This is a genomic window from Thalassospira sp. MIT121401 (genome assembly GCF_047125595.1).
Taxonomy (GTDB): Bacteria; Pseudomonadota; Alphaproteobacteria; order Rhodospirillales; family Thalassospiraceae; genus Thalassospira; species Thalassospira povalilytica.
Genome location: NZ_CP138926.1, coordinates 1,236,156 through 1,256,735, shown reverse-complemented (window position 1 = coordinate 1,256,735; position 20,580 = coordinate 1,236,156). Strand labels below are relative to the sequence as shown.

The window sequence follows — 20,580 nt, the reverse complement described above, 5'->3', positions numbered from 1 at the left end:
GGTACTCCATAACCCAGTTAAAATTCCCGATTAACGGCCCCCGACAGGCCGTGTCATCTTGTGTGCAAGTGCAAAAAATGCACTCCCTGCTGGCGATTTGTAGTGAAATGGACTAACTAAGACAAATAGATAAATCCTCAGTTGGTGATAGGAAAAATTTATGGCTGCCCAACCAAGTATCAAGCAGCTCAAGTACTTAGTTGCCCTTGCGGAATGCGGCCATTTTGGCCGCGCGGCCGAGGCCTGCTTTATCACGCAGCCCAGCCTGTCTGCGGCAATCAACGAACTTGAAAACCTTCTTGGGGCGCAGCTTGTCGAACGCAACAAGCGTCAGGTCCTGATCACCCCGCTGGGCGAAGAAGTCGTTTCGCGGGCGCGAAGCATTCTTCAGGAAGTCGACGAACTGACCACCATGGCACAGGCCGCAACAGAACCGCTGTCGGGCCCGATCCATATCGGCGTCATCCCGACCATCGGTCCGTATTTGCTGCCCGACGTGATGACCCAGATCAAGTCCGGCTTCCCGAAATTGCAGCCCTTCCTGCGCGAAGACCAGACCGGCAACCTGATCAAGCTTCTGTCGGCGGGCAAACTTGATCTTGCCCTGATTGCCCTTCCGATCGAGGAAGCCTGGCTTGAAGAGTTTGATCTGTTCGAAGACCAGTTCGTCTTTGCCTGCAGCCCCGACAACCCGCTGACCAGCAAAAGCCGGCTTGAAATTTCCGACATCAAGGATGAAAAACTTTTGCTGCTTGAAGACGGTCATTGCCTGCGCGATCAGGCCCTTGAAGTCTGCCAGAAAGCCGGATGGAGCAAATCCGCCGACTTTCAGGCCAACAGCCTGTCGACCCTGGTTCAGATGGTGGCGGCGGGTGTCGGATCGACCCTGCTTCCCGAAATGTCGCTTGAAGTCGAGGCCCGCCGCCCCGACCTTTTGAAAATCATGCCGTTTGAAAACCCGGTCCCGATCCGGCGCATCGGCATGGTCTGGCGCAGAAGTTCGGCCCGCAAACGTGAATATCGCCAACTGGCAACCTATTTGCGTGATCGGCTTACCCCGCGGCATCAGGCCGACGTTGCCTGATTTGCCCGGCGTCATTGATTTGTTTTACGGGTAAAACAGGAAACAGGCTTATCGTCGATGTTACCGATCAAGGATAACAACCCGACCACCATCACCCCCTGGGTGACCTACGCGATCATTGCGCTCAATGTGGTGGTGTTTCTGTTTACCGTCTCGCTTGATCCGCGGTCGGCCCAGCTGGTCAATCTGCAATATGGCGCAATCCCCGCCATTGTTTTCGGCCATGCCGACTTGCCACCGGAATTCTCCCCCTTCCCGCCGGGCTTTGGCTTTTTGTCGATCTTTTCGGCCATGTTCATGCATGGCGGCTGGATGCATCTTGGCGGCAATATGCTCTATCTCTGGATCTTCGGAAACAATGTCGAAGACGCGATGGGGCATTTCCGCTTTTTGATGTTCTATCTGATTTGCGGCATTGCCGCGGCCCTTGGCCATGGCCTGCTTGATACCCAGTCCCATATCCCCATGATCGGTGCATCCGGGGCGCTTGCCGGCGTGCTGGGGGCGTATTTCCTGCTTTATCCCAAGGCACGCGTACTGGTGTGGTTCTTCTGGGTTTTCATTTTCTATGTGCCCGCCGTTTTCGTGCTCGGCTTCTGGTTTGTCACCCAGATCATCAATTTCGGAAGCGGTGCCGATGGCGGCATTGCCTGGGTTGCCCATATCGCGGGCTTCGTTGCCGGTCTTGCCCTGATCCCGCTTTTCAAGTATCGCAACATCCCGCTTTGGCATGACGGATCCCCCGCCCCGGCCTTCGGCATTTATCGCCCCGGCCGCAAGGCCCGCGACGCTGGCACGGGTGCCAATATCCCGCCATGGGCCGCCGCCTACGAGGCCGAACGTGCGGCAAAACATGCCAGCATGCGCGACGATCAGCGCGGCCCGTGGGGCAAGGAAGGCGACAATCGTGACACATCACCCTGGGGGCGCTATCGCCCTGCCACGGCCCCAAAGCAAAAGCACCCCACAAAGCCGTCTGTTGGTGTTCCGAAAGTTGTTCGCTTGCATAAAGACGCCAACCCGGACGATAATTGAACTCACCCCATAAGGGTCCCCTAACCCCGTCGGAGGATTGCCATGCGCGCCGCCTATTTCACCGAATATCAGGGTCCGATCGAAGTCCAGAAACTTGACGATCCGACCCCGAGCAATGGCGGGGTCGTGATCAGGGTTGGCGCAACCGGCCTGTGCCGCAGTGACTGGCATGGCTGGATGGGCCATGATTCCGATGTGCAATTGCCCCATGTTCCGGGCCATGAATTTGCCGGAACCGTGGTTGCAGTCGGCAAGGATATCAAACGTTGGCAGGAAGGCGACCGGGTCACCGTCCCGTTTGTATCGGGCTGTGGTCATTGCCCGGAATGCAACAGTGGCAATCATCAGGTCTGTGACCATCAATTCCAGCCGGGCTTTACCCATTGGGGCAGTTTTGCCGAATTTGTCGCCATTGACTATGCCGACACCAATCTGGTGCGCCTGCCCGATGAAATGGATTTCGCAACTGCCGCCAGTCTTGGCTGCCGCTTTGCCACCAGCTTCCGTGGCGTGATTGACCAGGGCAAGGTCAGTGCCGGTCAGATCGTCGCTGTGCATGGTGCTGGTGGTGTGGGTCTGTCTGCAATCATGATTGCCGCCGCCGCCGGGGCCTATGTGGTGGCAGTTGATATTGACGATGCCAAGCTTGAATTTGCCAAGGAACTTGGCGCCAATGCGGTTCTCAATGCCGCGGCAATTGATGATATCCCGACCGAGATCAAGGACATCACCCGCGGCGGTGCGCATGTTTCGGTCGATGCACTTGGCAGTGCGGTGACCTGCTTTAACTCTGTGGCGTCCCTGCGCAAACGCGGCAAGCATATCCAGATCGGCCTGATGACCGGCGACCACGCCCATGCCAAAGTTCCGATGGACCGGGTCGTTGCCCATGAACTTGAAATTCTGGGCAGCCACGGCATGCAGGCATTCCGTTATGATGCCATGGTCGACATGATCATGACCGGCAAACTGGCCCCGCAAAAACTGATCGGCGATCGCGTCACCCTGGCCGAAGGCGCCACCGCGCTGATGAATATGGATCACTTCGCCGGAACCGGCGTCACTGTCATTGACCGGTTCTGATCGATGCTGGCGGGTATTGCGTTTCTTCCCAAACAACCGATTGACGATATCCTTGCCGATATCGCAGCGGGCTATGATGCCAACCGCATCGCCGGTTATGTGCAAAAACGCCGTAAGGACCGGGACTGCGGGACACTGGTTTATGTCCGCAATCTGCGCAGCGGCGATGAAATGCCGATCACCAAGAACCGTGGCGCCATGGCAAAGGGCTGCAAGCTTGATGGTGATGCCCTGTCATCCCTGTCCGAGCAGCTTGAACGCGATGTCGAAACCGATTGTGATCTGTTGATTGTTGCGCGCTTTGGCCGCAGCGAAGCCGACGGGCGCGGTTTGCGCGATGTGATTTCACGCGCCCTTGAACTGGGCGTACCGGTGCTGGTCGGGGTGCGCGGTGAATATGCCGATGCCTGGGCCGATTTCCATGGCGGCATTGCCGAAAGTCTCGACCTTGATCGACAGGCAATCTTGGACTGGCTGAACCATCAGACAAGCCTGCTGCAAGACGCGTGATGACTGGCTGCTGATCCCTGACCGGCAATGGGCAAATGGGTAAACGAGCAAATGGGCATGACGGCCGGATATCACGCTGGCAAATCAGCCCGGCTGCACGAACCAGTCCGCACTTGCGTGCACCTTATCCGGTCTGAAGGGTTGTGCGTTCACGGACCAGAACCCGGGCGGCAAACCGTTCGAACCATTCCCCGAATGCCTGATCATATTTGATCCGTCCGGCGCGTTGTTCATCGGGCCCCTGACCATTGGGGCGGTCGGTTTTATCCCCGCCATTGGCAAGCCAGCGTTCATGGGTTTCATCATCGACTTCGGGATGAAACTGAATGCCCCAGATGCGTTCATCAATGTGATAGGCCTGATGGGGAAATGTTGGCCCGGTCGCCACAAGCTCCGCGCCCTCGGGCAATCCGAACCCTTCGCTGTGCCAGTGATAGACCATCATCTCGTCGGGGAAAAGATCACGCCCGGCATCGGTTGCCTGCACCGGGTAATATCCGATCTCGGTCAAGCCTTCGGGATGGGGTTCCACATCCGCCCCCAGATGGCGCGCCATCATCTGTGCGCCAAGACAAATGCCCAGATACAGAACGTCACTTTCGACCACCTTGGGCAGGAATTCCATGATTGCCTGCACATTGCCAAGATCATCGTCATTGGCACTCATCGGGCCGCCAAACACCACAACAAGATGATAGCCCGACAGGTCATCGGGCAAGGCATCGCCTTCGCCCGGACGGCGAATATCGAACTCGTAACCATATTTGCGCAAAACCGTTCCCAACCGCCCCGGCTGTCCGGTGGCCGAATTGAAAATCAGCAAAATGCGATCATTGGTACTCAGTTCGTTCATCGGGTCCTCATCATGGTGCAGAACTGGGGTCATTAAATCTGCTTCACGCCCTCTTTGACAAGCCCCCTGCCGTCAAAAACGCTGTTCCCCAAAGGAAAAGCCGCCGCACATTGTGCGACGGCCCTTGAATTCGATCCGAAATCCGGACGGCTTAGACGTTGAATTTAAAGTGGAAGATATCGCCATCCTTGACGATATAGGTCTTGCCTTCCTGGCGCAGCTTGCCGTTATCGCGCGCACCGGCTTCGCCGTTAAATTCGATGAAATCGTCATAGGCGATGGTTTCGGCCTTGATAAAGCCGCGCTCGAAATCGGTGTGGATGACACCGGCAGCATTGGGTGCCGTTGCCCCTTCATGCACGGTCCATGCGCGGGCTTCTTTCGGACCAACCGTAAAGAAGGTCAAAAGTTTCAAAAGTTTGTAGCCTTCGCGAATGACACGGGCCAGACCGGTTTCTTCAAGACCAAGACCTTCAAGGAACTCTTTCTTGTCTTCGGCACTTTCAAGCAGGGCCACTTCCGATTCAATGGCGGCAGAAATCACCACCGAACGCGCACCCTGGGCTGCGGCCATTTCGGCAACCTTGGCCGAAAGTTCGTTGCCTTCTGCCGCACTGTCTTCATCAACGTTGCAGGCATAAAGGATCGGCTTGCTGGTCAGAAGTTGCAGCATCCGGAATGCTTTTTCTTCGTCCTCGCCATTGATTTCAACCACGCGGGCCGGCTGACCATCGCGCAGCACCACAAGCGCGCGCTCGATCAGATCAAGCGCCAGCTTGGCATCCTTGTCATTGGAACGGGCTTTTTTCTGCAAGGCCGGAACGCGCTTTTCAAGGCTTTCCATATCAGCCAGCATCAGCTCGGTCTCGATGGTTTCGGCATCACGTACCGGGTCAACCGATCCGTCAACATGGGTGATGTCGCCATCTTCAAAGCACCGCAGAACATGCACAATCGCATCGGTTTCGCGAATATTGGCAAGGAACTGGTTGCCAAGACCTTCGCCCTTGGACGCCCCACGGACCAGACCGGCAATATCAACAAATTCAAGCTGGGTCGGAATAATGTTTGCCGATTTTGCAATCGCGGCAATCTTGTCCAGACGATCATCAGGAACACTGACACGACCGGTATTCGGCTCGATGGTGCAGAACGGGAAGTTTGCTGCCTCGGCAGCTGCCGTCTGGGTCAGGGCGTTAAAAAGGGTCGATTTGCCAACGTTGGGCAGACCAACAATACCGCATTTGAATCCCATCTTCGGGCTCCGTCACTTGAATTTCTGTTCATCAGGATCGGCCCGGGCAGTCCCCGGCCGAAAGACTATTTCTTTTTGCCAAATGCCTTGGCAAGGGCTTCGGCCATGGCCGAAGCAGCATTGCTGACCGGTGTGTCCGCACGTTCAACGCGGACTTTTGCCGCACCGGACAAATCATCCAATCCGTCGCCGTCGCGCTTTTGCAAACCGGCATCCGCATCGCCATCCTTTTGGGCCGGTTTGGCATCCGGCTTGTCCTTTTTCGGTGCCTTTGGCTTGGGCGGGTTCACAATGGCCGAGACCTTGCTCATAAAGCCACCGTCATCGCCCTTGACCAGCCGCCCGAATTCGGCGGCAACACCGTCCAGAAGCGTCATCAGCCAGCCATCCTGCTCGGCCTTGGAGAAATCCCCAAGAACATGACCATGCACACGGGATTTGTCCCCGGGATGACCAATGCCAAGACGAACGCGGCGATATTCCTTGCCACAATGGGCGTCAATGGATCGCAAACCGTTATGCCCGCCATGTCCGCCGCCGCGTTTTACGCGCAATTTGCCCGGTGGCAAATCCAGCTCATCATGAAGAACAATAACGTTTTCGACCGGAATTTTATAAAAGCGCAGCACTTCGCCAACGCTTTGCCCTGACAGGTTCATGAAGGTTTCCGGTTTCAGAACCAGAACTTTCTGACCGTTCAATTCACCTTCGGAAATCTGGCCCTGAAACTTTTTGCGCCAGGGACCAAAAGAATAGCGGCGGACGAGTTCGTCCGCCGCCATGAAGCCAATGTTGTGGCGATTGGCGGCATATCCCGATCCCGGGTTTCCCAATCCAACCACCAAAAACATCGTAAGACCTCGATCTTATTCTTCGGTTGCTTCTTCTTCGTCTTCGTCTGATTCGGCATTTTCTTCCGATTTCAGAGCGGACGGAGCAGCAACAGTCGCAACGGTGAAGTCACGGTCGGTGATCGCAAGCTCGACACCTTTCGGCAGGGTAATTGCCGAAATGTGGATCGAGTCACCAACTTCAACGCCAGAAAGGTCGAAGACCAGCTCTTCCGGAATTGCATTCGGAGCGCAGATGACTTCAACATCGTGACGAACAACGTTAAGAACACCACCTTTTTTGATGCCCGGGGATTTCTCTTCGTTTTCGAAACGAACCGGAACTTCAACGTGGATGGTCTGGCCTTTTGCAAAGCGCAGAAGGTCAACGTGCATGATTTCGTCGGTAACTTTGTCGAACTGAACGTCGCGCGGCAGAACTTCGTATTTCTCTTTGCCGACTTGAACAGTCAGAACATGAGAATAGAAGCCCGGCTTATGCAGAAGTTTCCAAAGCGGACGCGGGTCAATCTGGAACAGAACAGGTTCCTGTTTTGCACCATAAATAACACCAGGGACCATACCGGCACGACGCACGGCACGGGCGGCCCCCTTTCCGGCCCGTTCACGGATTTCCGCAGAGATAACAGTATTTGCCATCGGAAAATCTCCTTGAACTAGTAAAATATTGTCTTCGCAGGTTGGTGAAAATCACCGCTGAAAGCCCACGAAAACAAGCGCGGTGGCCTCCAGGGGTGCCACCGCGGCGAGGGCCTTATACCCTCAATCGAAAAGAACGGAAACAGATTTTTCTTCCGAGATACGGCGAATGGCTTCTGCCATCAGCGGCGCAATCGGAAGCTGTCGGATTTTTGCGCAATCACGCACCGCATCCGAAGCCCGGATGGAATCGGTGGTAACGACTTCGGTCATCGGCGAATTGGCAATACGTTCGACCGCCGGGCCCGACAGGACACCGTGGGAAACATATGCCGCAACCGACGATGCGCCGCGCTCTTTAAGGGCACCGGCTGCATTGCAAAGGGTGCCGGCCGAATCAACGATATCGTCAACCAGGATGCAGGCCGCATCCTTGACGTCACCGATGACGTGCATCACTTCGGAAACACCGGCCTGCGGGCGACGTTTGTCAATGATCGCAAGTTCGGCATCCAGACGCTTTGCAACGGAACGCGCACGGGCAACACCGCCGACATCCGGGCTGACGATGACCAGTTTCTGGCCTTCGAACTTGTTGCGGATGTCGCTGGTCAGAACCGGCGAAGCAAACAGGTTATCAAGCGGAATGTCGAAGAAGCCCTGGATCTGACCGGCGTGGAGGTCCATGGTCAGAACGCGGTCTGCACCGGCAACCGTGATCAGGTTGGCAACAAGCTTTGCCGAAATCGGGGTACGGGGACCCGATTTACGATCCTGACGGGCATAGCCGAAATACGGAATGACAGCCGTGATGCGACGTGCAGACCCACGACGCAGCGCGTCGAGTATCACCAGAAGTTCCATCAGGTTGTCGTTTGCGGGGAAAGAGGTGCTCTGAATGACAAAAACGTCCTCACCGCGGACGTTTTCCTGAATTTCACACCAGATTTCCTCATCGGAGAAACGCTTAACATCTGCACGGGTAAGCGGCAGATTCAGATGGTCAGCAATTGCCTCAGCCAACGGGCGGTTACTGTTACCAGCGAGGATCTTCATAGCGGGGCCTCGGTTAATGGGTGCCGGGAAAGCGAAAAAACAAATTCTATTGCGAATCCGGGTCGGTGCATTCTGCCGGGATGGTTCCCTGCTTGCCTTGTCGCCCAAAAGCCCGGAAACCGGGGAAACCCCGCCCGGATCGACGACATGTTCACGACACTCAAAGACCATATATAGGCAAACCCGCACCTTGGCAGATCGCGGCGGCTTTATAACCAGCCGTTAACAGTCTGTAAATGGGCCCAGTGACAAATCACGACAAGGCAGTCATGCATCAGGCGATCATCCCGGCACGTCTCCCGGTTCCTGTCCGGTTCTCAAACTGCCCTATCGCGCCGAAAGTGTCTTTTTATCTGCGCGCAATTGCAATTGCTTGCGCGTGGCAATCTGCCCAAGAACCCCTTCAAGGGTTTCGACCGCGGCCTGTGCCGCAAGTGACGCCACCGCCCCCCAGTATTTATCAAGACTGCCATGGGGCACGACATTGTTCTGGTTCATCTGGCCAAGCTCACTGCCATCGGGTTCCATGATCACCCATTCGATCGAAACCTTGTCGACCGGCGGCTTCTGACCGTTTTCAATCGGGCTGACATCAATGGTCGCAGACAGAATAACACTGTGTTCGCCGATATCCTTGTTATCAACAAGAATGCCCTTTGACTGCAACAAGGCCCCGGCGGACCGCGCAAGCGCGGTATTCCCGTCACCCGGCGCACCGGCAAAATCGATCAGGGCAATCTTCATGAACGGTGCCGCCTTGAAGGCCGACCGGTCGCCGGTAATCATAAAGGCAATCTGATCGGCAGACTCGGCCACCAGCCCGTCATAGGTCTTGTGGATCGGATTTTCCTTGATGCCGTCAAGCTCGCGCACTTTCTCGGCAAACTCCTTGGGCAGGGCAAGATTGCTTTCTTCCGGGCCGTTCGGACTGTCGGCAAACCATTGTTCGGCAGACAATTCACCCTGGGCGCGCGCGGTATCGATCGCAAGCCCGTCCGGGCGCATCAAAACCCAGGTCACATCAAGCTTCGCCCCGTCTTCGACCAGATTGGCCACCACATTGGGACGCAGGATATAATCCCCGCCAATCAGACTGTCGCTATAGGCCGGAATATCCCGATTGCGAAGGGCACGCGCCATCGCCCGTGCCAGATGTGCCGATGCCCCGTCCGGCAAATCATCCCCTGCTTCGACCCGAACCGTTCCGGCATCGCGCAATTCCAGAAGCGACGGATCACCTTCGCGTCCCGCCCCCTCGAACGGGCGGGGCAAATCACCACACGCCGCCAGCGGCGCCAACATCAAAATGCAAAGAACAAGGGAACGGAGGATCGATTTCATAACGTCACTTATATATTCACATCAAAACGCAACCGACCATGGTCACGATGATCATAAAGAAAAACAGCATAATCATATGCGGCATGACGTATCCCCCCGGGCCGTTTGCGGCCCTACGCCTCGGTTAACATGATTGCGGAAAGTTGCCGGCCATAATCGGGCTCCTTGCGAAGCGTGGTCCGGCGATAACTGTAAAACAAGTCTTCTTCAGCCAGGGTATCGCGCGCCACCAGTTCGACCGATGCAATACCGGTCGCAATGGTCCGGCGGCGTACATATTCGGGCAGATCGAACATGAAATGCCCGTCGCGCACCGATGGATCAAACAAATCATCACTGCCTTCCGGGCCGCCCAGAATGGTCTCGCGAAACGCGCCATCCACCTCATAGGATTTGCGCGCAATGCACGGGCCAACAGCGGCGGTGATATTTTCGCGCTTCGCACCGAGCTTTTCCATCGCCGCAACCGTGCTGGCCGAAATCCCGCCATATGATCCGCGCCATCCGGAATGGCACGCGCCGATCACGCCCGCAACCGGATCATGAAACAGAACCGGCGTGCAATCGGCGGTCAGAATTCCCAGCATGATACCCGGCCGGTCTGTCACCATCGCATCGGCCTTGGGGGCCTCGTCACGTGAAAGCGGCCGGTCAAGAACCGCAACATCGGTGCCATGGACCTGATACACCGTCGTCAGGTTTTGCGCATCCGTTGCAAAGGCCGATGCCGCGCGGGCCCGGTTTTCGGCCACCCGGTTCTTGTCATCATCTGAGCCGAACCCGACATTCAGCCCGCCATGGATTCCATCACTGACCCCGCCCTTGCGGCTCAGGAACCCGTGGCGCACCCCGTCCTTCCCCGAAAGACGTTCGGCTTCAAACCAGATCAGACCGTTTGACGAACGTTCAATACCGTCAGTGATCGGATGGGTCATGGTTTGCGGGCTCCAAGGTTTGAATGGTCGGTATTTATCCTGCGACACCGCTGACGCAAGGTGGCGGCGTGGTCTCGCGACCATACCCGATCAGAACTTTAAAAAGCGTTCCCATCTGATCGGCATCAACAAGTCGCGCCAGCGCCTGGTCAATCGCAACCGCCTGCTGTTCATCGGCACCGGTTTTCAAAAGCTCGGCACGCTGTTCAATGCCCAGCATCCTAAGAAACGTCCCCTGGGTAAGAACCGCACCGGTTCTTGCCCCGGCTTCGTTCATCGCCCGTGCGATGGCGGCAAAATCCACATGCGCCGTCAGATCGGCATCCCCCGGATCACGCAGGACCGGATGATATTCATGCCCCTTTAACGCCTGCAACGTATCGCCAAATGCGCTGCTTGGATGACCGTAATCAATAAAAAGTGCTGCCCCGTGGGTTTCATTCAGACGGCGCGCGACCTGATCGGCGATGGCAATTGCCGGCGCGCAGCTTTCAAAGATGTCACCCTTTTTTGCAGACCCGCGCAAGGTCGCAGGGATCAGCGCATCGGTCACCGGTGTTTCACGCCCGCGTACAAATCCCAGTTCACCACTGTCGGCATCAACACCGACAAGCCGTTCCGACCAGCCATGATCACCACGTTCGAACTGGCGGATCGGCAATGCATCAAAGAATTCATTGCCGATGATGATGGCCGGAACATCCGCACGGACCGGAATATCGTCAAAGGCTTCATGCCATGTTGCCGGTATGCCCGATGCCATGATGGCGGTTTGCTGATGGGTACGCAAAACCGGGCTGGTTTCGACAAACCGCACGGTCAGCGCATCCCCAAACCCCGGCACATTGCGCACCGCCCGCAGGGCATCGGCCATCAAGGTGCCACGCCCCGGTCCCAGTTCGATCAGATCAATCTTGGGCGGACAGCCCATCTGTTGCCAGCTTACCGCCGCCCACAGCCCGATCAGTTCGCCAAACATCTGGCTGACTTCGGGCGCGGTGATAAAGTCACCGGCCCGCCCGAACGGGTCCTGCTTGCGGTAATAGCCATATTCCGGATGGGCCAGGGCCTCATTCATGAAATCGGCAATGCTTATCGGCCCGGAAAGCGCGATCCGGCGTTTGATATGATCAAGAAGTGGCGACGGGGTTTCAGGCACCTGGCTCACGCGGCTTCTGCCTCTTTGGGATGCTGGCGGGTTTCAATCGGGGCTGATTTCATCGCATAGACAATGCATCCGACACCAACCAGAACCATCGGAACCGACAGAAGCTGCCCCATGGTTGCCCCGCCGGCAAGGAAGCCAAGCTGCGCATCAGGCTGGCGGAAGAATTCGACAATGATCCGCGAAATGCCATAGCCGGCAACAAACGTGCCGCCCAGAATACCCGGGCGATGGCGTACAAAGGCGCTGCGCGACAGAACAAACAGCACAACAAACAGGATCAACCCTTCAAGGGCTGCTTCATAAAGCTGGCTGGGATGGCGCGGTTCGGGTCCGCCATTGGGGAACACGATCCCCCAGGCCACATCGGTTGTGCGTCCGAACAGTTCGCCATTGATAAAATTGGCAATCCGGCCAAAGAACAAACCGATCGGGGTTGCCACTGCGGCGGCATCCAGCACGGCAAGGATCGAAATCCCGCGTTTGCGCGCAAACAGGATGATGGCAACAATCACCCCCATAAAGCCGCCATGGAATGCCATGCCGCCCTGCCAGACCTTCAGGATATTGGCCGGGTTCTCAAGATAATAATCCAGATTGTAAAACAGGATATAGCCCAACCGGCCACCAAGGATCACGCCAAGCGTTGCCCAGAACAGCAAATCATCCACATCGCGTTTGCTCATGATGTTGGGCGTCTTGGTGCAGTAATAAACCACATATTTCCACCCCAGCAGCAACCCGGCAATATAGGCCAGCGCATACCAGCGAATGGCAATCGGGCCGATGGAAATCGCAATCGGGTCTATCGCCGGAAAGGCAAGGCTGAGCATCGGGGAAACTCCGGTTGGCAATCAGTTGTCAAAATGGATGATGTTCGTGTCCCAAAGGATATGGGCAGCATCATGGCAAACCGGCTGATGATATCGTGCGATTTGGCCCTTGCTGCGACACATCCGGCAATTACCGGAACGGGTCCTCGGTCGCGAGATAATCCTGGATATAAAGACGCACCCCTTCTTCAAGCGATGTCATCTCGGCGGCGTAACCGGCCTTGCGCAGCTTGGCCATATTGGCTTCGGTGAAATACTGGTACTTGTCGCGGATGGCTTCAGGCGTCGGGATGTAATTGATCACCGGCTCCTTGCCCATGGCGCTAAACACCGCCAATGCCAGATCCTTGAAACTGCGCGCCTTGCCGGTCCCGATATTGAACAGATCGCTGACGTCCGGATTGTCATACAGCCACATGATGATATTGACGACATCCCCGACCCAGACAAAGTCGCGCAACTGCCCGCCATCTTCATAATCGGGGTGGTGAGATTTGAACAATGTCGCCGTTTCACCGGCTGACAGCTTGTCAAACATCTGCGAGACGACCGACCGCATGCCGCCCTTGTGGTACTCATTCGGGCCATAAACGTTAAAGAATTTAAGCCCTGCCCACTGTTTCGGGCGGAAACCGTTCTGATCAAGAATGCGACGGAACCGGCGGTCGGTCGCATGTTTCGACCAGCCATAGGCATTAAGCGGTGCCAGCTTTGCCAGATCGTCGGCATCAAAGCTGTCATCGAACCCCTGTTTGCCATCGCCATAGGTCGCGGCAGATGATGCATAGATCAGGCGCGCGGAATGACGCGAACACCATTCCCAAAGCCAGGTCGTTAGTTTCAGGTTGTTGTTCAGGATCTTGTCGGCATCGGTTTCCGTGGTCGCGGATATCGCGCCCATGTGGAAAATGGCCTCAACATCCCCGGAATGCTTTTCAAGAAATGCCGGCAAATCATCGGGATGAACAATGTCGCGCAGATTGCGTTTGGCGATGTTTTTCCATTTGATACCGTCGCGCAGACGATCGACGACAACAATTTCGGTTTCACCGCGTTCTTCAAGGGCAGCAACAATATTGGAACCGATAAAACCGGCACCACCGGTGACGATAAGCATTGCATTCTCCTGGCGGGCTCAGCCCATTAATCAAATTTTCTGGTCACTTTATAGGACCGCCCCTGATCTGGAGCAAGAAAAGCCACTTAAAATCACGATATCGTCAAACTGATAACAAAACCTGCTGCGACTGATCGGATGATCGGCTTGCCCTGTCAGGCCAAACACCCATATTATGCGCAACACTTTGATCCAAAAGCCGGAGACCACAACAATGCAGATCAACAACCGCATTCTCGACGACCTTACCCGTGTGACCAATTCTGCACTGGGCACCATGACCGGCGTCAAAGGCGAAGTTGATGCCCTTGTCCGTCAGCAGTTTGAAAAAATCCTGATGGGCATGGATATGGTCACCCGCGAAGAATTCGACGTTGTTCACGACGTTGCCATCAAGGCCGCCGAACGCATCGATGCGCTTGAAGCCCGGATTGCCGATCTTGAAAAGCGCCTTGAAACTGCGGAATCCGCCGCGGCACCGGCCAGCAAACCCGCGGCAAAACGCACCGCATCAAAATCAGCTGCAAAAAAAGACTCCTAAGCGCGGTTTAATCCCCACATAAAGGGATGCAGACCGTCTTATCAGGATCGCGGAAAGGTCGATCAGACCGATAAAACGGATCAGGGTTGACCCCATTTCCGAAATTCATTGCTGTCCTGCGTCGCGGGACGGTTGAAAGACGGCGGGCACCGGCATATAGTGCGCGCCCTTTCGCACATGCTGATACAGGCTGGGTATATATGAACGACCAAATGGAGGATATTGGCGACCTGGGCGACGAAAATCCGTTGCTTCTTGTCGAAGATATCGCCCGCACGAACCAATGGCATCTGGAACGACGCAGCTCAGACGAGGTGGTGGTCGAAATTCCGGCCCACTGGTGTACCTATCTGGTCTATTTCACCTGGCGCGACGATGCCGAAGCACTGCATATTGCCTGCTGCTTTGATCTGTTTGTGCCAGAACCGCTGCGTCCGCGCATGTATGAACTGGTGACCAAATGCAATGAACAGCTCTGGATCGGGCATTTCGGATTGTGGCTCGAAGAAAACATGCCGCTGTTCCGTCATACCCTGCTGTTTGGTGGCGATGTCCCGCCGATGGTCGAACAGTTCGAAGAACTGATCGATATCGCGATTTCGGAATGCGAACGCTTCTTCCCGGCTTTCAACTTCGTGCTTGGACAAGGCAAGTCACCTGACGAAGCCCTGACCCATGCCATGCTTGAACCGGCCGGACAGGCATAAACCGCCTTTCGCATATGTGCGGCCCTGCCCTTTTTGATCAAAGCCGGGCCGCAACAGACCGCCTCCCCTCAAACCGCCAATCTCTTTGCAACCGCGACCGGCATAATCGCCGGTCCGTGCTTGACGCATGCGAATCTGAAACCTTCCCTTCATAACCAGTACCGCCTCCTGTCACGCGGCCCGGCCTGAGCGACCCTGTCCACGTGATCGCCAACACCTCCGCCGCCCCCGGCACGGTAAGGACGAAGCCACGAGACAGCTTGCCTCCCCATCCCCCGCCGGTCGCCGCGCCCCGGCCCGAGCACCCCGTCCCCGTGATCGCCACCACCACCACCGCCCCCGGCAAGGTAAGGCGGCGGCGCCAGACAGTTTGCCTCCCCATCCCCCGCCGGTCGCCGCGCCCCGGCCCGAGCACCCCGTCCACGTGATCGCCACCACCACCACCACCACCGCCTCCCGGCAAGGTAAGGCGGCGCCACCAGACAGCGTGCCTCCCCATGCCCCGCCGGTCACCGCGACCCGGCCCGAGCACCTCGCCCAAGTGACCGCCAAGACCACCACTGCCTCCCGGCAAGGTAAGGCGGCGGCGCCAGACAGTTTGCCTCCCCATCCCCCCGCCGGTCGCCGCGCCCCGACCGGATCACAAGGTCCGCGCCCCCAAACCTCACCGCCCTCGCACGCCACGGCTCAAACTGAACCACCAAACAGCGTGCATCCCATGTCCGCCTGTCACCGTTGTTGAAGCAGAAGCTGAGCATGAAGTTGCGGTTGCGGTTGAGGCTGAGGCTGAGGCTGAGGCTGAGGCTGCGATTGAGTCGGATGCCGGGGCCGGGACCGAGACCGAGACCGAGACCGAGGCCGGAGCCGAAACCGGGGTTAAGATCGGAGCATGGCAGTTGACCAGCCCGGCACCCGATATCACACCCCCGCCACATCCCGACGCCTCAATCGCCGTTGTCCCGCCAACCCGGGGCCGGGTCCCCGGCCCCGCGATATCATCAGACTCCGAGATCCCGACGCCCCAACCCTCAGCCCGCAGTCAACCCGCGCCCCGCAACGCAACCCCGTCGGGATTTGACAGGGGCGTGACGCCATTGCCATTCATCCTTGTTGGCCGTTGATTTTTTTTCACCACTTTCCGCGACCTTGCCTGCGCAACAGATTGCCCGTAATCGCCGTGGCAGAACGGGGTCGGGCGAAACAAAATCCGGCAAAGGCCGCACTTGCCAGCCAAAGCATCCGCAAAGCGGCTAAAACCTGTTTTTTCAACAGCATCGGGACAAGACCACTTGTCCTTCGCTGCGACTTGACCCACCTTGAGAAGATCGCTACGGCATTGCTTGACGACTGTTGATCGCAACACACTCAACAGAACCCGATGGATAAAGCGGAGCAGATTTCATGAATACGCGTCTTTTGCTGGTCGGCTGTGGCAAAATGGGAAGTGCCATGCTTGAAGGCTGGTTGGCCCAGGGGCTCAAGGCCGACAATGTCTATATTGTCGAACAACCCGAAGCAGCCGAGAAACTTGCCACCAGCTATGGCATCAATGGCATCACTGATGTCGCCGATGTTCCGCAGGACTTTATCCCGCAGGTCGTTCTGTTTGCCGTCAAGCCACAGGTCCTTCCCGATGTGATTGACGCTTATAAACCGCTGGTCCGGGCAGAAACCGTGTTCCTGTCGGTTGCCGCGGGCAAGACCATCGAATTTTTCGCACGCCATCTGGGCGAGCTTGCCCGCATCGTGCGCGCCATGCCCAATACCCCGGCGGCTGTTTCGCGCGGCATGACCGTGATGTGCCCGACCGAAAATGTCAGCATCGCCCAGCGCGACATGTGCGAAACCCTGCTGGCCACGGTCGGGCTGGTATCCTGGGTCGAAGATGAAAGCCTGATGGATGCGGTTACCGCCCTTTCGGGCAGCGGTCCGGCCTATATCTTCCATATGGTCGAAGCCATGGCACAGGCTGGCGAAGCAGCCGGCCTTCCGGCAGAGCAGGCCATGCTGCTTGCCCGTCAGACCGTGATCGGGGCCGGTTTCCTGCTTGATGCCAGCGAAGAAACTGCTGCCACCCTTCGTCAGAATGTCACAAGTCCGGGCGGCACCACGGCCGCGGCCCTTGATGTTCTGATGGATCAGACAACCGGCCTGCCCGAATTGATGACCCGCGCGGTCGAAGCTGCACGCAAACGGTCGGTCGAACTTGCCGGCTGATTGATAACGACACCCACAAAGATTGGAGACCGTCATGCCCGCCAAAAAGGATATCGCCAATATCCTGATCGATGCCGCCCTGAAACTGGCAACAGAAAAAAGCTGGCATGACGTCACCATCATCGACATTGCCCAAACCGCGGGCGTGACCATCGCCGATTGCCACGCCCATGTCGGTGGCAAGGCCGATATCCTGCGCCGCTTCATCGCCCGGATCGACCACGAAGTCCTGGCCGATCTTCACGAGGATGATTTTGCCGAACCCGGCCATGACCGGCTGATTGCGGTGATCATGGCGCGGTTTGACGCCCTGGCCGACCATCGTGATGCCCTGCGCTCGATCCTTAAATCACGGGGGGATCTTGGCCCGGCAGACTCGATCCGCGCGATCAAAAGCCATTTCGGATCGATGCGCTGGATGCTTGAAGCTGCCGGTTTTCGCACATCAGGCCTTCAGGGGTCCCTTCGGGTTGCCGGCCTTACCGCCATCTACGCCAGAACATTCCGCCACTGGCTTGATGATGACAGCACCGACTTTGCCCCGACCATGGCCTATCTTGATCGGGAATTATCAAAGGCCGCCGGTTGGGACGGGCAGGTTGAAAAAGGTCTGGGCAAGGCGACGGGACTGTGTCGCAAACTGTCTGAAAAATGCCAGCAGATCCGGTCGAAAAAATCATCCCGCCGGGCTGACACACAGCCGACCGATGCCCGTCAATAAGAACAGGCAATCCGTGCCGGATGGCTAAGTTTCTGATCTGACGCAGGAAATCCGACAACCCAACCTATGAGAACATCACGACACAAAACATTAACCTTAAAGTTATTGTGCAGTGCAAAATAACCCTTGACGGATCGGATGCATTCCGGCATATTGCAGTTGAATTTGTGCGGCGCACAATAGCGCCTCATTCCACACCTGTTGCAAATGTTGATGGAGTGCAAAACCATGACCGCCGCAAAAAAGGCAACCAACCCGTTCTTTGACCTCGACTTCACCAAATACACTGCGGATTTCAAAATTCCGGGTGTTGACGTGAACGAAATGATGGCTTTCCAGCGTAAAAACGTGGAAGCCCTCACCAAAGCCAACAAGGTGGCCTTCGACGGGTTCCAGGCTGTCGCTCAGCGTCAGAGCGAAATCTTCAAAACGCTGCTGGATAAAGTTCAGACCCAGGGCAAGGATTTCGCTGCTACTACCGCTGACGATCCGATGGCAACGGCTGCCAAGCAGACCGAAGCCGCGAAAGCTGCATACGAAGAAGCACTTTCGAACGCCAAGGAACTCTCTGGTCTGGTAACCAAGTCCCAGGAAGAGGCTCTTTCTCTTCTGCAGGCTCGCTTTACCGAATCCCTTGATGAATTCAAGGCAGCGATCGAAAAGACCGCTGCTGCGAAGTAACAGCTTTTCGCTGAACACTTCCCGTAATCTACTTGATGGCAGGGCCTTTTGGTCCTGCCATTTTTCTTTTGCCTGATATCACGCCCACCTTAACCGATTGATTTACGGTCTGCGCCTCGACTAAGCTTGCGCAAAACAAGGAGGCCCCACAGTGAGCGAAATCAGTTTTGATGACTTTCTGAAAGTCGATATTCGCGTCGGTACTGTCATCGACGCCCAGGAATTCCCCGAAGCCCGCCGCCCGGCCCTGAAGCTTTGGGTCGATTTCGGCCCGGAAATCGGGACCAAGAAAACATCCGCCCAGATCACCAAATATTACAGCCCGGAAAAACTCATCGGCCGCCAGGTCGCCGGTGTGGTCAATTTCCCGAAAAAGCAGGTCGGCCCGTTCATGTCCGAATTCCTGTGTCTGGGCTTCCCCGACGGCGAAGACGACAAGGGCATCGTTCTGATCCGCCCGGATCAGGATGTCCCCAATGGGGCGCGCCTGTTCTAGGCAATGCTCGCCCGTATGAAAAAGGGACAGGCACGATCATGCCTGTCCCGCTCATTGCCGCGCTGCCTCGCCCGACTAGCGCGCCAATACGACGGATACTTCCCGCGACCGGCCGATGGTAAGGGCCATTTCCTCTGTCGACTGACCGATGGTTGCAATCGCGTTCTGGGCGGCATCAAGCGATGTCTGAATGCCGTGCATTTCACTGGTCATCTGACCGGTAACATCGCCATGTTTCTCGATCGCCAGCGACACCACCGCCATCCGGTTCAGCATCTCCTTCAGTTCAAGCCGCAATGACGTCAGGATCCGCGAACTTTCGGTAACGCATTCATCAAGATTATCGAGCTGTTCTGCCAGTTCGGAATTTTCCCCGGCACCGTCACGCAACCTGTCGACCGCATTTTCAAGCGCGACCGCGGCAACATCGCCTTCGATGACCGTATCGAAAACATGGTCGGAGACCGACCGCAATTCGGTCATGCGTTCCAGCGTTTCACCAACACATCCGACCAGAACACCCGATGCGATATTGCTGGCTTCGAGATGGGCCTGGGCCTGACGGAACATCTGTTCGGCGGTTTCGCATTTGCGATCAACACCTTCGATATGTTCATCGACCTCGGCGAAATTGACCTCAAGCGTTGATTTCAGGCCAATCAGCTCGCTGACCTCGTCAGTAATATCCACAGCAAGATTGATGATCTTGATCACCTCGCCATAGACATCAAGCACCGGGCTATAGGTCGCCTCGAACCAGACTTCCCGTCCGTCTTTGCCGAAATATTTGAACTGGCGTATTTTTGACTCGCCATTGGCAAGCGACCGCCAGAACGCCTGATAGGCCGAACTTTTGGCATATTCCTCGCCAACGAACATGCTGTGATGCTGTCCGACCACTTCAGAAAGATCATAACCCATCGCCACCAGAAAATGCCGGTTGGCATTCAGGATGATGCCATTGGCGTCAAATTTGACGATGGCGTGGCTGTGGCGAATTGCATCGACCTTGCCTTGCAGATCGGCAACCATTTCATGACGTTCCGTGACATTCACCCCGAACCGCACAATCTTGACCAGTTCGCCATCGCTGTTGCGCACCGGGGCATAGGTTTCCTCGACCCAGATACGGTCCCCGGATTTCGTGATGCACGGTACTTCGACCTGTTTGCGCTTGCCCGCCCGCAAATCCGCCCAGCACATTTCGTAATCCGGGCCATTAAGCATTTCTTCTGGTAGGAACATCGAATGATGCTGTCCGACAACCTCATCCTCTTCATAGCCGGTCAGCTTCATGAAGCTTTCATTGACGTTCAGCACTGTGCCATCCAGATCAAACTCCACCACAGCGAATGATGCATCTATCGCAGCGATCAGCTCGTCCGAGACATCGATATTTTCGCGAATAATGGAAATGATTGAATTCATGGCCGGATCTCCTGAGAAGCAACTTTATGCGC

Annotated in this window: 21 protein-coding genes; 10 read left to right on the top strand and 11 right to left on the bottom strand. The window is 56.5% G+C overall.

The window, feature by feature from the left end; genetic code table 11:
• Nucleotides 1-160 precede the first annotated feature (160 nt).
• Genes SIB88_RS05660 through SIB88_RS05645 form a run of 4 tightly spaced genes read left to right on the top strand, consistent with a single transcriptional unit; the run spans nt 161 to nt 3,712 of the window.
• Nucleotides 161-1,084 (top strand): LysR substrate-binding domain-containing protein, encoded by a 924-nt coding sequence (locus SIB88_RS05660; protein ID WP_068518861.1) that lies wholly within the window; start codon nt 161-163, stop codon nt 1,082-1,084.
• A gap of 57 nt (nt 1,085-1,141) precedes the next feature.
• Complete coding sequence (locus tag SIB88_RS05655) at nt 1,142-2,119, top strand: rhomboid family intramembrane serine protease (protein ID WP_412557558.1); 978 nt, start codon at nt 1,142-1,144, stop codon at nt 2,117-2,119.
• A 42-nt stretch (nt 2,120-2,161) separates the two neighbouring features.
• On the top strand, nt 2,162-3,202 hold the full coding sequence (locus SIB88_RS05650) for a zinc-dependent alcohol dehydrogenase family protein (RefSeq protein WP_412557557.1): 1,041 nt from the start codon (nt 2,162-2,164) through the stop codon (nt 3,200-3,202).
• Nucleotides 3,203-3,205: 3 nt separating this feature from the next.
• Nucleotides 3,206-3,712 carry a DUF2478 domain-containing protein gene (locus SIB88_RS05645; RefSeq protein WP_068518864.1) on the top strand — a complete coding sequence of 169 codons (507 nt, stop codon included), beginning with the start codon at nt 3,206-3,208 and terminating at the stop codon, nt 3,710-3,712.
• Nucleotides 3,713-3,836: 124 nt separating this feature from the next.
• Here the strand turns inward: SIB88_RS05645 and SIB88_RS05640 are convergent, their stop codons facing one another.
• The 10 genes from SIB88_RS05640 to rfaD all read right to left on the bottom strand — a co-directional run bounded on the left by SIB88_RS05640 (nt 3,837) and on the right by rfaD (nt 13,757).
• A complete protein-coding gene (locus SIB88_RS05640) occupies nt 3,837-4,598 on the bottom strand; it encodes a glutamine amidotransferase-related protein (RefSeq protein ID WP_412557556.1) in 762 nt (253 codons plus the stop codon).
• A gap of 118 nt (nt 4,599-4,716) precedes the next feature.
• Nucleotides 4,717-5,820: a redox-regulated ATPase YchF gene (gene ychF / locus SIB88_RS05635; protein WP_068518865.1), complete on the bottom strand. Its 1,104-nt coding sequence runs from the start codon at nt 5,818-5,820 to the stop codon at nt 4,717-4,719.
• A 65-nt stretch (nt 5,821-5,885) separates the two neighbouring features.
• Nucleotides 5,886-6,671, bottom strand: a complete 786-nt coding sequence (gene pth / locus SIB88_RS05630) for an aminoacyl-tRNA hydrolase (protein WP_412557555.1) — start codon at nt 6,669-6,671, stop codon at nt 5,886-5,888.
• A gap of 15 nt (nt 6,672-6,686) precedes the next feature.
• Nucleotides 6,687-7,310, bottom strand: coding sequence for a 50S ribosomal protein L25/general stress protein Ctc (locus SIB88_RS05625; RefSeq protein WP_412557554.1), 624 nt, complete (start codon nt 7,308-7,310; stop codon nt 6,687-6,689).
• Between the two features lie 123 nt (nt 7,311-7,433).
• Entirely contained in the window at nt 7,434-8,366 is a 933-nt protein-coding gene (locus SIB88_RS05620; protein WP_068518868.1) for a ribose-phosphate pyrophosphokinase, read from the bottom strand.
• Nucleotides 8,367-8,693: 327 nt separating this feature from the next.
• Complete coding sequence (locus SIB88_RS05615; RefSeq protein ID WP_206926875.1) at nt 8,694-9,707, bottom strand: hypothetical protein; 1,014 nt, start codon at nt 9,705-9,707, stop codon at nt 8,694-8,696.
• A gap of 113 nt (nt 9,708-9,820) precedes the next feature.
• Nucleotides 9,821-10,642: a peptidoglycan editing factor PgeF gene (pgeF, locus tag SIB88_RS05610; protein WP_101245593.1), complete on the bottom strand. Its 822-nt coding sequence runs from the start codon at nt 10,640-10,642 to the stop codon at nt 9,821-9,823.
• 34 nt (nt 10,643-10,676) lie between these two features.
• Nucleotides 10,677-11,810 carry a class I SAM-dependent methyltransferase gene (locus SIB88_RS05605; protein ID WP_228196216.1) on the bottom strand — a complete coding sequence of 378 codons (1,134 nt, stop codon included), beginning with the start codon at nt 11,808-11,810 and terminating at the stop codon, nt 10,677-10,679.
• Nucleotides 11,807-12,640 (bottom strand): prolipoprotein diacylglyceryl transferase, encoded by an 834-nt coding sequence (gene lgt / locus SIB88_RS05600; RefSeq protein WP_068518870.1) that lies wholly within the window; start codon nt 12,638-12,640, stop codon nt 11,807-11,809. Before lgt ends, SIB88_RS05605 begins: the two co-directional genes overlap by 4 nt.
• A 130-nt stretch (nt 12,641-12,770) precedes the next feature.
• Nucleotides 12,771-13,757 (bottom strand): ADP-glyceromanno-heptose 6-epimerase, encoded by a 987-nt coding sequence (gene rfaD, locus SIB88_RS05595; protein ID WP_288349479.1) that lies wholly within the window; start codon nt 13,755-13,757, stop codon nt 12,771-12,773.
• Nucleotides 13,758-13,971: 214 nt separating this feature from the next.
• Here rfaD and SIB88_RS05590 point away from each other — a divergent pair, with 214 nt between their 5' ends.
• From SIB88_RS05590 to SIB88_RS05565, 6 genes are all read left to right on the top strand, one after another.
• Complete coding sequence (locus tag SIB88_RS05590; RefSeq protein ID WP_068518872.1) at nt 13,972-14,298, top strand: accessory factor UbiK family protein; 327 nt, start codon at nt 13,972-13,974, stop codon at nt 14,296-14,298.
• Between the two features lie 200 nt (nt 14,299-14,498).
• The gene (locus SIB88_RS05585) at nt 14,499-15,005 is read left to right on the top strand and encodes a YbjN domain-containing protein (protein ID WP_170310086.1); all 507 of its coding nucleotides are present in this window, start codon (nt 14,499-14,501) and stop codon (nt 15,003-15,005) included.
• Nucleotides 15,006-16,406: 1,401 nt separating this feature from the next.
• Nucleotides 16,407-17,222 (top strand): pyrroline-5-carboxylate reductase, encoded by an 816-nt coding sequence (gene proC, locus SIB88_RS05580; RefSeq protein ID WP_114114408.1) that lies wholly within the window; start codon nt 16,407-16,409, stop codon nt 17,220-17,222.
• Between the two features lie 34 nt (nt 17,223-17,256).
• Nucleotides 17,257-17,943, top strand: a complete 687-nt coding sequence (locus SIB88_RS05575) for a TetR family transcriptional regulator (RefSeq protein ID WP_114114409.1) — start codon at nt 17,257-17,259, stop codon at nt 17,941-17,943.
• 228 nt (nt 17,944-18,171) lie between these two features.
• Complete coding sequence (locus SIB88_RS05570; RefSeq protein ID WP_068518337.1) at nt 18,172-18,624, top strand: phasin family protein; 453 nt, start codon at nt 18,172-18,174, stop codon at nt 18,622-18,624.
• A 151-nt stretch (nt 18,625-18,775) separates the two neighbouring features.
• The gene (locus SIB88_RS05565; RefSeq protein WP_068518310.1) at nt 18,776-19,120 is read left to right on the top strand and encodes a tRNA-binding protein; all 345 of its coding nucleotides are present in this window, start codon (nt 18,776-18,778) and stop codon (nt 19,118-19,120) included.
• Nucleotides 19,121-19,195: 75 nt separating this feature from the next.
• Here SIB88_RS05565 and SIB88_RS05560 read toward each other — a convergent pair whose 3' ends face one another.
• Nucleotides 19,196-20,548 carry a PAS domain S-box protein gene (locus SIB88_RS05560; protein ID WP_412557553.1) on the bottom strand — a complete coding sequence of 451 codons (1,353 nt, stop codon included), beginning with the start codon at nt 20,546-20,548 and terminating at the stop codon, nt 19,196-19,198.
• Nucleotides 20,549-20,580 lie beyond the last annotated feature (32 nt).

Bases quoted from the DNA above. Each gene is read 5' to 3' on its own strand.
- SIB88_RS05620 (WP_068518868.1), bottom strand. From the start codon at position 8,366: ATGAAGATCCTCGCTGGTAACAGTAACCGCCCGTTGGCTGAGGCAATT.
- pth (WP_412557555.1), bottom strand. From the start codon at position 6,671: ATGTTTTTGGTGGTTGGATTGGGAAACCCGGGATCGGGATATGCCGCC.
- SIB88_RS05660 (WP_068518861.1), top strand. From the start codon at position 161: ATGGCTGCCCAACCAAGTATCAAGCAGCTCAAGTACTTAGTTGCCCTT.
- lgt (WP_068518870.1), bottom strand. From the start codon at position 12,640: ATGCTCAGCCTTGCCTTTCCGGCGATAGACCCGATTGCGATTTCCATC.
- SIB88_RS05590 (WP_068518872.1), top strand. From the start codon at position 13,972: ATGCAGATCAACAACCGCATTCTCGACGACCTTACCCGTGTGACCAAT.
- SIB88_RS05570 (WP_068518337.1), top strand. From the start codon at position 18,172: ATGACCGCCGCAAAAAAGGCAACCAACCCGTTCTTTGACCTCGACTTC.
- SIB88_RS05575 (WP_114114409.1), top strand. From the start codon at position 17,257: ATGCCCGCCAAAAAGGATATCGCCAATATCCTGATCGATGCCGCCCTG.
- SIB88_RS05645 (WP_068518864.1), top strand. From the start codon at position 3,206: ATGCTGGCGGGTATTGCGTTTCTTCCCAAACAACCGATTGACGATATC.
- proC (WP_114114408.1), top strand. From the start codon at position 16,407: ATGAATACGCGTCTTTTGCTGGTCGGCTGTGGCAAAATGGGAAGTGCC.
- SIB88_RS05625 (WP_412557554.1), bottom strand. From the start codon at position 7,310: ATGGCAAATACTGTTATCTCTGCGGAAATCCGTGAACGGGCCGGAAAG.
- SIB88_RS05615 (WP_206926875.1), bottom strand. From the start codon at position 9,707: ATGAAATCGATCCTCCGTTCCCTTGTTCTTTGCATTTTGATGTTGGCG.
- SIB88_RS05585 (WP_170310086.1), top strand. From the start codon at position 14,499: ATGAACGACCAAATGGAGGATATTGGCGACCTGGGCGACGAAAATCCG.
- rfaD (WP_288349479.1), bottom strand. From the start codon at position 13,757: ATGCTTATCGTCACCGGTGGTGCCGGTTTTATCGGTTCCAATATTGTT.
- pgeF (WP_101245593.1), bottom strand. From the start codon at position 10,642: ATGACCCATCCGATCACTGACGGTATTGAACGTTCGTCAAACGGTCTG.
- SIB88_RS05560 (WP_412557553.1), bottom strand. From the start codon at position 20,548: ATGAATTCAATCATTTCCATTATTCGCGAAAATATCGATGTCTCGGAC.
- SIB88_RS05655 (WP_412557558.1), top strand. From the start codon at position 1,142: ATGTTACCGATCAAGGATAACAACCCGACCACCATCACCCCCTGGGTG.
- ychF (WP_068518865.1), bottom strand. From the start codon at position 5,820: ATGGGATTCAAATGCGGTATTGTTGGTCTGCCCAACGTTGGCAAATCG.
- SIB88_RS05640 (WP_412557556.1), bottom strand. From the start codon at position 4,598: ATGACCCCAGTTCTGCACCATGATGAGGACCCGATGAACGAACTGAGT.
- SIB88_RS05650 (WP_412557557.1), top strand. From the start codon at position 2,162: ATGCGCGCCGCCTATTTCACCGAATATCAGGGTCCGATCGAAGTCCAG.